The organism is Mesorhizobium sp. M1338, assembly GCF_040318045.1.
Classification (GTDB): domain Bacteria; phylum Pseudomonadota; class Alphaproteobacteria; order Rhizobiales; family Rhizobiaceae; genus Mesorhizobium.
On record NZ_JAMYLL010000007.1, the window covers coordinates 135,059 to 147,797 of the forward strand.

Here is a 12,739-nt window from a genome sequence, read left to right on the forward strand (position 1 = left end):
GGGGATTCAGGCTTCCAGCAGGGGCGGTGCTCGGATTGCGCCCGGCCCAGGCTGTGGACGTCGTGCGGGACATCGGTCTATCGGCTGAACGGGATCAGCGCGCGCACTCGTGGGTCGCGCAGACAGCGACGCGGCGCAGATCCTAGGATGACGAGAGAGGGGCGTCTCGGCCAATCTCCGAGGGGAGTGCCGTCCATGCCGGGCACCTACGAAAAATAGAACTTCTCGGCCGTTAGCATTTTCGGCGGGGTCTCGCCCAGCGCCTCGAACACCGAGATCTCGCAGACGCGGCACAGGCCGTCGAGGGCGAGGTCGTTGGCCTCGGTGCCGAACGGATCCTCGAGTTCTTCCGAAAGCGCATCGAGGCCGAAGAAGGTGTAGGCGATCAGCGCCGTGAACAGCGGCGTCGCCCAGCCGGCGGCGGAGACCAGCCCGAAGGGCAAGAGCAGGCAGAAGATATAGGCGGTGCGCTGCAGAAGCAGCGTATAGGCGAACGGCAAGGGTGTTCCCATGATGCGCTCGCATCCGGCCTGCGCGGCGGCGATTTCCGACAGGCGCTCGTCGAGGATGCGGTAGCCGATCGCATCGATCGCGCCGGCCTTGCGCAGCGCGGCGATGCGGCGGCCCATGCCACGCACCATTGCGTCCGGTGCGTTGGCTGCCTTGGCGACGATCTCGGTTTCGTCACCGATGAAAGCGCGGGCCTGCGGCGCCGCGTCGACGCGCCTGAGCAGACCGCGCAGAAAGTGGCAGAAGGCGATCGCCTCCATCAGCAGGCCGCGCAATTCCGTCCGGTCGTCGACCAGCCCGGCGGAGGCGCGTGCCAGGTTGCGGATGTCGAAGACGAGCTGGCCCCACAGTTTGCGCGCCTCCCACCAGCGGTCGTAGGCGGCGTTGTTGCGGAAACCGAGATAGATCGACAATGCCACGCCGAGCAGTGCGAATGGCGCGGTGCCGGCATTGCCGAAGTCGAGCTTCAGCGCCCGCGTAATCACCACCACCAGCGCGCCATAGGCCGCAAAGCCAAGGATCTGCGGCAGGATGCGCGGCACCACCGAGCCGCGCATGATGAAGAACAGGTGCAGAAGGCGTGGACGCGGGCGGACGATCATCAAAGGCCTTTCGCGGACCGGCGCTGGTCCTCAGCTGCTTTATTGTGCGACGCAACAGGTCCGCAAGCCCGGCCGCCAGCGACATAGCCATGTCGCCTGTGCAGCACGCGGACTATCGGCACCCGCCGGTCGCGGATATTGAGGAGCACGGGCTGCGGCCCTTTTCTATGGACGAGAGAAGACGAATGACCGGCGAAACCGATCTGAAGACACTGCTGGCATCGATGACGCCGGAACTGCTCGCCGGCACCTATGTCTTCGTTAGGCCGGCGCCTGACCTCGCTCAGCCGGAAGGCCTCGAGCCGGTGATGGTGTTCCGCGAGCGCGAGGGCGTGACGCTGATCGTGGCCGAGGAGGCGGCCAGCACAGCCGGCCTGACCGCTTCCTTCCGCTGCCGTATGGTGACGCTGAACATTCATTCGTCGCTGGAAGCGGTCGGCTTCCTCGCCGCCATCACCACGCGGCTCGCCGCGGCCGGCATGGGCGTAAATCCGGTCTCGGCCTTCTACCACGACCATCTGTTCGTCCCGGCCGAGCGGGCGGAGGAGGCGATGGAGCTGTTACGGGAACTAGCCAGGCAATCATTCGCGACCAAGGATTTACAGCGCGAGGATGTTGAGGCAATCGCAAGCGGCCGTATGTCATCGGAGAGCGATCATCTCGATGCCTTGCTCGATCCAAATTAGAGCATACGCATGTTTGATCAGTACCTGCAGACATACAGAATGTCCGGCAAGCCTTCTTCGTTGCCGGTGCCGTCGCCGAAGGACTCCGCGCGAAAACCATGGCGCTCGTAGAAGCGTCGGGCGCCGGTGTTGGCTTGGAAGCAATGCAGTTTCACGACCGCCAACGCAGCGGTCGCGTCCATTAGCAATCGGCTGCCGATGCCATGCCCCGTCCAGGCGGGATCGAGATAAAGCTGCTCCACCCATTCGCCGCTGACGGCAATGAAGCCGACAGTGGCCTTGCCAGCTTTGGCGACCGTCACTTGCTGCCGTGGCAGGACGACGTCGCGGATGAAGGCGAGGTCTTCGGTCGGTGTATGGATGACCGGCATCCAGTCGAATGAGCCAAGCGCTGCCCGCATGAGCCGGGCGATGGCGGCGGCGTCCGATCCAGTGGCCGGACGCAGGAAGACCTTGACGGGATCGTTCATAAAACGCTTCTCAATAAAGGGCGGTGCTGCCCCTCATCCCCCTGCCGGGACCTTCTCCCCGTGAACGGGAGAAGGGGGCTAACGGCCGAAGGCCGAGCCCGCGACCGCGGGCCGCCGGCTTTCCGGCGCCCTCGCGGAGGGCCAGCCGCGGCAGCGGCGATACGGCCCGTGAGCGAAAGCGAATCGGCCGAAGGCCGAGCCCGTGAACGAGATTAAGCCGCCTTCTTCTTCGGCTGGATCAGGCCACGCTCGACCAGCAGCTCGGCGATCTGCACCGCGTTCAGCGCCGCGCCCTTGCGCAAATTGTCGGAGACGATCCACATCGACAGACCGTTGTCGATGGTCGAATCCTCGCGGATGCGCGAGATGAAGGTGGCGTCCTCGCCGGCCGATTCCAGCGGCGTGATGTAGCCGCCGTCCTCGCGCTTGTCCAAGACCTGGCAACCCGGCGCCTCGCGCAGGATATCGCGCGCCTCGTCGGCGGTGATCGGCTTTTCGAACTCGATGTTGACCGCTTCCGAATGGCCGATGAACACCGGCACGCGCACGCAGGTCGCCGTCAGCTTGATCTTGGGGTCGAGCATCTTCTTGGTCTCGGCGACCATCTTCCACTCTTCCTTGGTGGAACCGTCGTCGAGGAAGACATCGATATGCGGGATGACGTTGAAGGCGATGCGCTTGGTGAACTTCTTGACCTCGACGCCATCGGCGACGAACACGGCGCGCGTCTGCGTGAACAGCTCGTCCATGCCTTCCTTTCCGGCCCCCGACACCGACTGATAGGTGGCGACGACGACGCGCTTGATGGTGGCGAAATCGTGCAGCGGCTTCAGCGCCACGACGAGCTGCGCCGTCGAGCAGTTCGGGTTGGCGATGATGTTCTTGCGCGTGAACAGCGAGATCGCATCCGGGTTCACTTCCGGCACGATCAGCGGCACGTCCTGGTCGTAGCGGAAGGCCGACGAATTATCGATGACGACGCAGCCCTGCTTGCCGATCTTCGGCGACCATTCCTTGGAGACGTTGCCGCCGGCCGACATGATGCAGATGTCGGTGTCGGAAAAATCATGCTGGTCGAGCGACTTGACCTTCAGCGTGCGGTCGCCGAACGACACTTCGGTGCCTTGGCTGCGCCGCGAGGCCAGCGCCACGACTTCGCTTACCGGAAAGCCGCGCTCTTCCAGTATGTTGAGCATTTCCCGGCCCACATTGCCCGTGGCGCCGACGATCGCTACCTTGAAACTCATTAGAAATCTCCTGTCCCTCTCCGCTTGGTTTTTGGAGAAACCCGCCGGCCGGTGCGGGTTCCGTCCCCCGGGCCGGACCCGGGAGAGGGTGGTTAGGCCAAGGGAATCACACCGTTTTGGTGGTTTTGGCCATAGTTTTGCTGGAACGGGGAGACGCGCCGACGCGCCCGGCCCAATGGTGTGCATTGCGGCCAGGGAGGTCGAATGCAAGAACCGCCATCAAAAGGCCGCGCATCGAAACTATCCTGTTCGGTGCCGGCTTTTACGCGGTTTGCGTCAAGAGTCAATTGCCGAGCGACCTCGGTTTCCCGCGCACCCTGTACAATGGCGGCTGCGCGAAGTACGAACGAGCAAGATTGTTTTGGCTGGCGCGAGGTCGGCCCCGGCATGTGCTCCATGATGAGCGCAGACCCTAAATTCCGAAAGAGTAAGATGTCCAACTTCGAAGCACTTGTCCCAGCGCTTGCCAGGGCGCTGGAAAAACGCGGCTATTCCGAGCTGACGCCGGTACAAAAGGCGGTTGTTGCCCCCGAACTCGGCCAAGCCGATGCGCTGGTGTCGGCACAGACCGGCTCCGGCAAGACGGTAGCCTTCGGCCTTGCCTTGGCGCCGACCTTGCTTGACGGCGCGGAGCGCTTTGGCCACGCCGCGGCACCGCTGGCGCTGGCCGTGGCGCCGACGCGCGAACTGGCGCTGCAGGTGACGCGCGAGCTGGAATGGCTCTACGAGCTGACCGGCGCCACGGTGGCGTCCTGCGTCGGCGGCATGGACATGCGCTCGGAGCGGCGTGTGCTGGAGCGCGGCGCCCATATCGTCGTCGGCACGCCCGGCCGGCTGCGCGACCACATCACGCGGCGCTCGCTCGACATGTCGGCGCTCAAGGCGGTGGTGCTCGACGAGGCCGACGAGATGCTCGACCTCGGCTTTCGCGAGGACCTCGAATTCATCCTCGACGCCGCACCCGCCGAGCGCCGCACGCTGATGTTCTCGGCCACCGTGCCGCGTTCCATCGCCACGCTCGCGCAAGGGTACCAGCGCGATGCCGTGCGCATTTCGGCCGCCGGCGAGGAAAAGCAGCATCTCGACATCGAATACCGGGCGCTGAGCGTCGCCCAGCCCGACCGGGAAAACGCCATCATCAACGTGCTGCGTTTCTATGAGGCGAAGAACGCGCTGGTGTTCTGCAACACACGTGCCGCCGTCAATCATCTGACCGCGCGCTTCAACAACCGCAACTTCTCTGTTGTCGCACTGTCCGGCGAGCTCAGCCAGAACGAACGCAGCCACGCGTTGCAGGCCATGCGCGACGGCCGCGCAAAGGTCTGCATCGCCACCGATGTGGCGGCGCGCGGCATCGACCTGCCCAACCTCGAACTGGTCATCCACGCCGACCTGCCGACCAACCCGGAAACGCTGCTGCACCGCAGCGGCCGCACCGGCCGCGCCGGGCGCAAGGGCGTCAGCGCGCTGATCGTGCCCAACAGCGCCCGCAAGCGCACCGAACGGCTGTTGCAGAACGCCGGCCTCAAGGCGACGTGGGCGAGCCCCCCCTCGGCCGACGACGTGATACGGCGCGACGACGAACGCATCATTGCCGATCCGGTCTTCGACGAACCGGTGAAGGAGGACGAGCGCGGCTTCATCGACGCGCTGCTCGCCAAACATGGCGCCGAACAGGTGGCCGCCGCCTTCGTGCGCCAGTGCCGCGCCAGCCGCTCGGCGCCCGAGGATCTCATGGAAATCGCGCCGTTCACGCCATCGCGTGAAAGACCGGCGGGCGAAGGTTTCGCAGGCCGCGACGAGGCACCCAGCCGCCGCGACGATTTCGGCGCCAGCGTCTGGTTCTCGCTGTCGATCGGGCGCCGGCAGAATGCCGAACCGCGCTGGCTGATCCCGATGCTGTGCCGCACCGGCAGCATTAGCAAGCGCGAGATCGGCGCCATCAAGATGCAACCGGAAGAGACCTTCGTGCAGATCGCCGCCGACTGGGCCGACCGCTTCCTGGCCGCGATCGGTCCCGACCGCAAATTGCAAGGCAACGTTCTGGTGAAGCGGTTGGACGGCCAGCCCGACCTGTCGCGCGCGGGCTACCAGGCTCCGAGCCCCGACAAGAAACCACATCGCGGCAAAGGAACGTTCGACCCAACCGCGCCGAAGCGGAAATTCGAGAAACGCGCACCGGCCTCAGCCGATCAGCGTCCGGCGACCGCGCATGAGGCAAAGCCGTGGGCGAAAAACCCGGGCAAGCCGAAATTCGACAACACAGGCGCGCCAAAGCACAAGAAGGCGAAGAAGCGGCCTTCCTAAAACCTTGATCGGCGGGACGCGCTGGCCTGCAGGCCTGCCTTGATGGCGGCCCAGCTTGCCGTCGCCGGTGTTGGCCGATGGTTTTGGGCGATGCGCCCCACCAGCGAGGAACGCCACGCATGGTCCTCCGCCATCTTGCGGATCGCCGCATACCAGCCTTGCTGGTCCTGCGAATCGATTGCCGGCATCAGGCCGCCGCTCGCCTCGATCAGCGACGGCGCCGTCGAGACGATGACAGGAATGCCGAAGTCGAGGCATTCGGAGGCTCCATAGCCCCAGCCTTCGATATGCGAAGGAAAGACGCCGAAAGAGGCGCTGCGATAGTATCGGATGAGCTCCTCATCGCTGATCAGCCCGGTGAACGTGACTTGCTCGAGCAGCTTGGGATGGGCCTTGAGAAAAGCGCGCAGCGGCTCGATCATCCAGCCCCAGCGCCCGGCGCAGACGAGCCTCGGCAGCTTGACGCCTTCGTCAAGCGCCTGCTGCCAGATCCGCGCCAGCAGGATGTGGTTCTTGCGGACTTCGATGGTCGAGCAATAGAGCACGAACGGCTCGGCGACTTCGATGCGCGAAGTCTTGCCGGCGCGCGATGCCGTCTCGTGCAGGATGGAGGGCATTGGAAAACGATACACGACCGGCGCGGCGATTCCGGCTTTGCGCATATGATCGGTCAGCGTGGCACCGACTTCGTCGGAGGCGCAAAACGCCGGCGCGCCGGAGCGGACGAGGTGCTCGAGATAGGATCCGAAGCGGGTCTCGCGCGTGCCCGCACCGAGCAGGTCCGGGCGCAATGCCGGGATGAGATCGTGGCAAAGGAAAGCAACGTCGCCGGCGCCACCCGAGACGGCGGATCGGTCTTCCGAGGTCAGGATGTGATGGCTGATGAGCACCGGACCCGGCTCCGCCCCGCGCGGCAAGGGGCTCAGCCTCCAGTCGCAAGCCCAACCCGACCCGCCGGTACAGGCGATAGGCGAAGATCAGCAGCCTTGTCGCTTGGAACCCAATTCCCTTCCTGCCGTTGGTCACCGTCCTGGCAAGGTGACGGTCGGTATCGCGCTTGCCCCACGGATATTGCCTCACCGCCTCGAAAGCTTCCGATAGCGCTATGCGTCTTCCCGGCCATTTTTTGACGCGCCAAGGCGAGATCTCGCCCGTCGCGACATGCTCCTGTTCGAAAGGCGCCAGAGGCCGAAACCGGCCCGACCTGAACGCCACCACCTCCACGCGAGGGTCGGGATCGGCCAGGGCCGCGTTGATGAGAAAGCTTTCCACCCGTGGGATGCCTGCCAGACCCTCGCCGGGCGGCCAGAACATCAGGCCGGTGGCATCGATGGCCAGTCTCGGAGGCCTTGTGACCTCTTTGTCCTCAGTCACGACGCTGGCATCGGAACGCTCGACTGTCATTATCTGCTTTTGGGTCTGCCTTTGGCGAAGGCGGTTGCACTTGATGTCTTATGCTTCATTTGCCGCCTAGACGGTAGCCATGTTGCCCGGTCTTGCCCATCGGCTCGGCAGTGTGCCACACCTTGGCCGGGACGTGGCGAGAGGGGTGGCCTATGCGCGGCGAAGTGCTTCATTATGACGAGGAGCAGGCTTTTGGCTTCATCACCGGAGCCGATGGCAACCGCTATACCTTCACCCGCGAGAGCCTGCGCCGGCAAACCGCCATGCCCAAGGGCACGGTCGTCGAGTTCCAGCCAGGTGGCGGCCAGGCGCGCGACGTCTTTTCGATTGGCGCCCAGACCGTCACCGAGGCCCCGACCCCGAAGGCCGGAATCAACACCGCATCGACTCAAGCCGGCAACGCACCGGCAGCTTCCGCTTTCCAGGCGCGGCATTTCGGCCGCTCATCAGAGCCAGCCGAGCCCACCGATCTCTGGGGCTATTTCTGGCGCGGCGTGACGCAGAACTATTTCAATTTCGCCGGCCGGGCCCGCCGCAAGGAATATTGGGGCTATTTCCTGTTCTGGGTGGTCTCGCTGCTGATCATCGGCGGTATCGGCCTTTTCGCCGACAACGAAATGGGCAATTTCGACAGCAGCGTGTCGGCGGCTGTAACCGTTGGCCTTTGCGGCACCTTCGTGCTGGTGACCCTCCTGCCCAGCCTCGGCATGACCGTCCGCCGCATCCATGACATCGGGCTTTCGGGCTGGCTTTACCTGGTGGTGCTCATCCCGACCATCGGCAGCCTGATCATCCTGGTCTTCGCGCTGATCCCGACGCAGGCACGGGAAAACCAGTGGGGGCCGGTGCCCACGGGCGTCCGAGTTTAATCTGGCGTGCATATTGCAGTCTACCGCAACCCTGGATAGTATTCTCATCGCGGCATGGATGGGGGTAGGGCATGCAGGGCGCGGTGCTTCACTACGAAGGATCAGGACTACGGCTACATCAATGGAGTCGACGGCAAGCGTTCTTCGTCCGTTATTGCGCGCCGTGCCGTCATCCGGCTGGAATTCGACGAGGGTGCCGCTGACGAGGGCCGCCCCCTGATTCAGATCGTTACGTGGCCGTGAGTTCGACCACGATCTCGTCACCCCCCGGCGGCCAGCTCGGCCGTACCGACGAAAACCGGTCCACTCGTTCCACGGGACTGTGGGCATACTTCCGGAACACGGTGAGCCTGAACTATTTCAATTTCAACGGACGCGCCCGCCGCAAGGAATTCTGGGCCTTTTGGCTATGCTTTAATCTTGTGCTGGTGACGCTGCCTGGCTTCGGGATACTCGTCAATCTGGCCATCAACGGCTTCGGCATCAATGCGGGCAGGACGTCGATCGGATTCCTACCCGCCATTGTCTTCCTCCTGGCATTCGGCCTGCCGTGGATCGCGCTTACCGTGCGGCGTCTTCACGACATCGGCCTGAGTGGCTGGCTTGTCTTGATCTGCTTCATCCCAGTTATCGGCGAAGCGGTCTTGTTGGTCTTCGGGCTGATCGAGTCCCAGGTGGGCGAAAACCCCTGGGGCCAGGTGCCGGCAGGCGTCAGGGTCTAGGGGCGATCGCCTTCAAGTCGTCGTTCGAAAGCCTGAGAAATACCTTCTGGCCGTGGCGTTGGGCGCCGAGCCGCTCGTAAAAACGCAACGCGCCCTCGTTCCAATCTTCGGTGGTCAGGTCGATACGGCCAATACCGTGGCTGAGGCAATGATCTGCGAGAAAGCCGATCAGCGCTCGGCCGACGCCGGCGTTGCGGATGTTGTCGCGCACGAACAGGTCCTTGAGGAACAGCAGCCGCTCAAGATCGATACCTGGATGTGCGATCGCCACCGACGCCAAGCCGCTGACCCCGCCGTCGACGAAGGCGAGCGCGAAATGCGGATAGGCCGGGCTTTCCTCACCAAGCCATTTGCGTGCAGCAGATAGGGCCCGGTCGGCATCGAGAGGCGGCTGCCGGTAATGCTCCGCCATCTCGCACAGTATGGCCGCGAGTGCCGCGGCGTCCTCGATCGTCGCCCAGCGGACGTCGACCGCCATAGGATCAGCCCAGGAACCTGGCGATGATCGCGTCGCCCATCTCAACGGTGCCGACCTCGGTCATGCCGGGAGAGAAAATATCCTTGGTGCGCAGGCCTGCGTCGAGCACGGCGGCGATCGCGCCTTCGACACGGTCGGCCTCATCAACCATGCCGAAGGAATAGCGCAGGCACATGGCGAAGGAGGCGATCATGGCGATCGGGTTGGCAATGCCCTTGCCGGCAATGTCGGGCGCCGAGCCGTGCACCGGCTCGTACAGCGCCTTGCGCTTCTTGGTCTTCACATCAGGCGCGCCGAGCGAGGCCGACGGCAGCATGCCGATCGAGCCGGTCAGCATGGCGGCGATGTCGGACAGCATGTCGCCGAACAGATTGTCGGTGACGATGACGTCGAACTGCTTCGGCCAGCGCACCAGCTGCATGCCGCCGGCATCGGCCAGCATGTGGTCGAGCTTGACGTCTGAATAGCGCGCCTTGTGGGTCTGGGTGACGACTTCGTTCCACAGCACGCCCGACTTCATCACATTGCGCTTTTCCATCGAGGTGACGTGGTTCTTGCGGGTGCGTGCGAGTTCGAAGGCGACGCCCGAAATGCGCTCGATCTCGAACGTGTCGTAAACCTGCGTGTCGATGCCGCGCTTCTGGCCATTGCCGAGATCGATGATCTGCTTCGGCTCGCCGAAATAGACGCCGCCGGTCAGCTCGCGCACGATCAAGATGTCGAGACCTTCGACCACCTCCTGCTTGAGCGAGGAGGACGCCGCAAGTGCTGGATAGCAGATGGCCGGGCGCAGATTGGCGAACAGCTCCATGTCCTTGCGCAGGCGCAGCAGGCCGGCTTCGGGGCGCACCTCGTAAGGCACCGCGTCCCATTTCGGACCGCCGACGGCGCCGAACAGCACCGCGTCGGCCGCTATTGCCTTTGCCATATCGGCGTCGGAGATCGCCGCGCCATGCGCATCATAGGCGCAGCCGCCGACCAGGCCCTCGTCAGTGGAAAAATCGCTGCCGAGCTTGTCGTTCATGACAGCGATCAGTTTCTTGACCTCGGCCATGGCCTCCGGACCGATGCCGTCGCCGGGGAGCAGGAAAAGATGCTTCGTTGCCATGGAGAACCGTCCCAGAAAGAATTTGAACCGCGGCCTTGCTAAACGCCAGGCGGCCCGTGCGCAAGGGGACGAGCGCCGAGATCCTTCACACCCCCCTCTGCCCTGCCGGGCATCTCCCCCGCAAGGGGGGAGATCGAATGTTACTTCGGCCTTCGCCAATCGTTGGCGTGGAAATGGGTAGGACGACGAAACTGCCAATCTCCCCCCTTGCGGGGGAGATGTCCGGCAGGACAGAGGGGGGTGCTGTCCCGCCAGCGTCGGGGAGTCCTGTGGCCCGGCTACCGATGCGAGAGAATGTTGACCAGCCGGCCGAACGGATCGCGCACATAGAAGCGCCGCACGCCCCAGGGCTCGTCGGCCGGTCCGTATTCGATGACGAAGCCGGCGGTCTTCATGGCATTGAGCGCCGCATCGACATCGTCGACCTCGATCGAGAGATCCGGCACCGGCGTGCCGGAGCCGCCTTGCGCCATGAAGCTGACCTGCACCTGCATCTTTTCATCGGAACCGTAGGTGGCGATCCAGCCAAGATCCATGAGCACATCGAGGCCGAGCACGTCCTGGTAGAAGCGCTTCGCCGCGGCGATATCAGGTGTCTCGATGTTGGCGACGATACGCCGGACTTTCATCCGCCCGCCTTTCATGCCGTGCGCCGCAGCGCCGTCACTTCGATCTCGATCTTCATTTCCGGTCTGTTGAGCTGGCAGACGATCATCGTCGCCGCCGGCCTGATGTCGCCGAACGTCTCGCCGAGGATCGGGAAGACCATATCCACGAAGGCCTGGTCGGTGATGTAGTAATGCGCCCGCACCACGTCGGCCATTTCGAAGCCGCCGTCATGAAGCGCCTTGCCGATCGTCGCCAGGCAATTGCGCGTCTGTGCTTCGACCGTATCCGGCATCGTCATCGTCGCATAGTCGTAGCCGGTCGTTCCGGACACGAAACACCAATCGCCCTGCACCACCGCGCGTGAATAACCGGCGGTTTTTTCGAACGGCGAGCCGGTGGAGATCAGTTTTCGCATGGGTGTCCTCACAGAATTGTGGCGGCCATTCTGCAGGCAAGATGCCGGTCCGGCCATGGGCCAACGCAGAGGGATCGGCGGTGCAAACCTCGATGCCGGCGGGGCAGCACCCCCCTCTGCCCTGCCGGCCATCTCCCCCGCAAGGAGGGAGATCGCATATCATGAATGCTTTCGCCAATTACCAACGTTGCAGAGATGGCAGAGCGCCGAAGCTGCCAATCTCCCCCCTTGCGGGGGAGATGCCCGGCAGGGCAGAGGGGGGTGTGAAGGATCGCGGCGGACAATTCCTTTCCGCAACACGACGACGGTGCGGCCGCCGTCGCGCAAAATACCTAATTCGCCGACCCCTGCGCCTTGTCCAGCGCCTCTTTCACATCGGCCGGCCATGTCGCCACCGGCGGCCAGGCGTTCGGCTCGCCATTGTCGCCGCGGCGGGCGAAATAGAGTTTGTGCTTGGCCGGGTCGACCGCCATGAAACCGTCATTGCCGCCGCAGTCATGCGGCACGCAGCCGCTGGCGTAGAAGGCGCCCGACGCTGTCTTTTCCGTGCCGCCGCCGACCAGCAGGCTGGTCGCCATGTCGGGCATGTCCTTGCCCAGCAGCTTTTCGGCTTCCTTGTAGACAGCCTCGTTGTGGAAGGCATCGATGATGTTCTGGTACTTTTCCGGATCGATGTCCTTCCAGTCCGTGCCGGGTTCCGGCATATAGCTCAGATTGCCCGAAATCGTCAGCCCGTCCGTCGGCGACCACTGCAAGGCCGGCTTCTGATCCCCCGGCAACAGATAGGGCACGAAATAGATGGCGTTGTCGGACACCGCCGATGGCGGCGCACCGCACTGGTCCTGTTCGACGGTGGTGCTCTGGATGGTGCCGCCTTCCGGCTTCCAGACGATCACTGTCGCCGGCCCGCATTGATTGCCGCCATCGCCGACATCGAACAGCGCCACCTTGACGCCGCCGACCTCGACTATTCTGTCGAAGAAGACGTCATAGTTGGTGGCCAGCTGCTTGCCGTCGAAGGCAAGCACCTTCTCACCGTCCTGCTCCGGTTGGGTGATGGTCAGCTGGCCGCCCTCGAATGGCACAGGCGCCTGTTTGTCGTCATCCGAAGCGTCGGCGGCGTCTGTCCCCTGATCCGTGGCAGGCTTTTCGGCCGCCGACGCGGCGGGCGTCTGTGTCTGGGCGTGGCCCACGGCAGTCAGCAGAAGAAACGCCAGCCCGCAGGTGCCGGCAAGAAGCGAACGAGTCATGACCGTCCCTCCACTCAGTCGCAACGAACCCGGCTTGAAAGCGGCCGGGGCCTATCCGCCCG

The 12,739-nt window shown here is 64.1% G+C and carries 12 protein-coding genes and 1 pseudogene; 4 read left to right on the forward strand and 9 right to left on the reverse strand.

All coding sequences use genetic code 11. The features are described from left to right. Positions 1 to 206: 206 nt before the first annotated feature. Positions 207 to 1,112 (reverse strand): bestrophin family protein, encoded by a 906-nt coding sequence (locus NKH19_RS09860; protein ID WP_352866438.1) that lies wholly within the window; start codon positions 1,110 to 1,112, stop codon positions 207 to 209. 185 nt (positions 1,113 to 1,297) lie between these two features. Between NKH19_RS09860 and NKH19_RS09865 the strand changes: the two are divergent. Further along, a pseudogene (locus NKH19_RS09865) lies at positions 1,298 to 1,696 on the forward strand (ACT domain-containing protein); the annotation flags it as partial. Between the two features lie 119 nt (positions 1,697 to 1,815). Here NKH19_RS09865 and NKH19_RS09870 read toward each other — a convergent pair. Next, the gene (locus tag NKH19_RS09870; protein ID WP_352866441.1) at positions 1,816 to 2,268 is read right to left on the reverse strand and encodes a GNAT family N-acetyltransferase; all 453 of its coding nucleotides are present in this window, start codon (positions 2,266 to 2,268) and stop codon (positions 1,816 to 1,818) included. Between the two features lie 212 nt (positions 2,269 to 2,480). After that, positions 2,481 to 3,515 carry an aspartate-semialdehyde dehydrogenase gene (locus NKH19_RS09875; protein ID WP_352866444.1) on the reverse strand — a complete coding sequence of 345 codons (1,035 nt, stop codon included), beginning with the start codon at positions 3,513 to 3,515 and terminating at the stop codon, positions 2,481 to 2,483. A gap of 432 nt (positions 3,516 to 3,947) precedes the next feature. Here NKH19_RS09875 and NKH19_RS09880 point away from each other — a divergent pair, with 432 nt between their 5' ends. Continuing rightward, entirely contained in the window at positions 3,948 to 5,822 is a 1,875-nt protein-coding gene (locus NKH19_RS09880; protein ID WP_352866447.1) for a DEAD/DEAH box helicase, read from the forward strand. On the opposite strand, the gene NKH19_RS09885 is transcribed toward NKH19_RS09880, so the two are convergent. Next, complete coding sequence (locus NKH19_RS09885) at positions 5,819 to 6,739, reverse strand: glycosyltransferase (protein WP_352866448.1); 921 nt, start codon at positions 6,737 to 6,739, stop codon at positions 5,819 to 5,821. The two genes, NKH19_RS09880 and NKH19_RS09885, sit on opposite strands and share 4 nt — an antisense overlap. Before the next feature lie 639 nt (positions 6,740 to 7,378). On the opposite strand from NKH19_RS09885, the gene NKH19_RS09890 reads away from it, so the two are divergent. After that, positions 7,379 to 8,095 (forward strand): DUF805 domain-containing protein, encoded by a 717-nt coding sequence (locus tag NKH19_RS09890; RefSeq protein ID WP_352883045.1) that lies wholly within the window; start codon positions 7,379 to 7,381, stop codon positions 8,093 to 8,095. A 233-nt stretch (positions 8,096 to 8,328) separates the two neighbouring features. Next, complete coding sequence (locus NKH19_RS09895) at positions 8,329 to 8,817, forward strand: DUF805 domain-containing protein (protein WP_352866451.1); 489 nt, start codon at positions 8,329 to 8,331, stop codon at positions 8,815 to 8,817. Here the strand turns inward: NKH19_RS09895 and NKH19_RS09900 are convergent. From NKH19_RS09900 to NKH19_RS09920, 5 genes are all read right to left on the reverse strand, one after another. Continuing rightward, positions 8,807 to 9,295 (reverse strand): GNAT family N-acetyltransferase, encoded by a 489-nt coding sequence (locus NKH19_RS09900; protein WP_352866454.1) that lies wholly within the window; start codon positions 9,293 to 9,295, stop codon positions 8,807 to 8,809. The genes NKH19_RS09895 and NKH19_RS09900 overlap by 11 nt on opposite strands. A 4-nt stretch (positions 9,296 to 9,299) precedes the next feature. After that, positions 9,300 to 10,403, reverse strand: coding sequence for a 3-isopropylmalate dehydrogenase (leuB, locus tag NKH19_RS09905; RefSeq protein WP_352982102.1), 1,104 nt, complete (start codon positions 10,401 to 10,403; stop codon positions 9,300 to 9,302). 278 nt (positions 10,404 to 10,681) lie between these two features. Next, positions 10,682 to 11,032: a VOC family protein gene (locus NKH19_RS09910; RefSeq protein ID WP_352866457.1), complete on the reverse strand. Its 351-nt coding sequence runs from the start codon at positions 11,030 to 11,032 to the stop codon at positions 10,682 to 10,684. Between the two features lie 11 nt (positions 11,033 to 11,043). Beyond that, on the reverse strand, positions 11,044 to 11,427 hold the full coding sequence (locus tag NKH19_RS09915; protein WP_352866459.1) for a RidA family protein: 384 nt from the start codon (positions 11,425 to 11,427) through the stop codon (positions 11,044 to 11,046). Between the two features lie 332 nt (positions 11,428 to 11,759). Continuing rightward, positions 11,760 to 12,677, reverse strand: coding sequence for an Ivy family c-type lysozyme inhibitor (locus NKH19_RS09920; RefSeq protein ID WP_352866462.1), 918 nt, complete (start codon positions 12,675 to 12,677; stop codon positions 11,760 to 11,762). Positions 12,678 to 12,739: the final 62 nt, after the last annotated feature.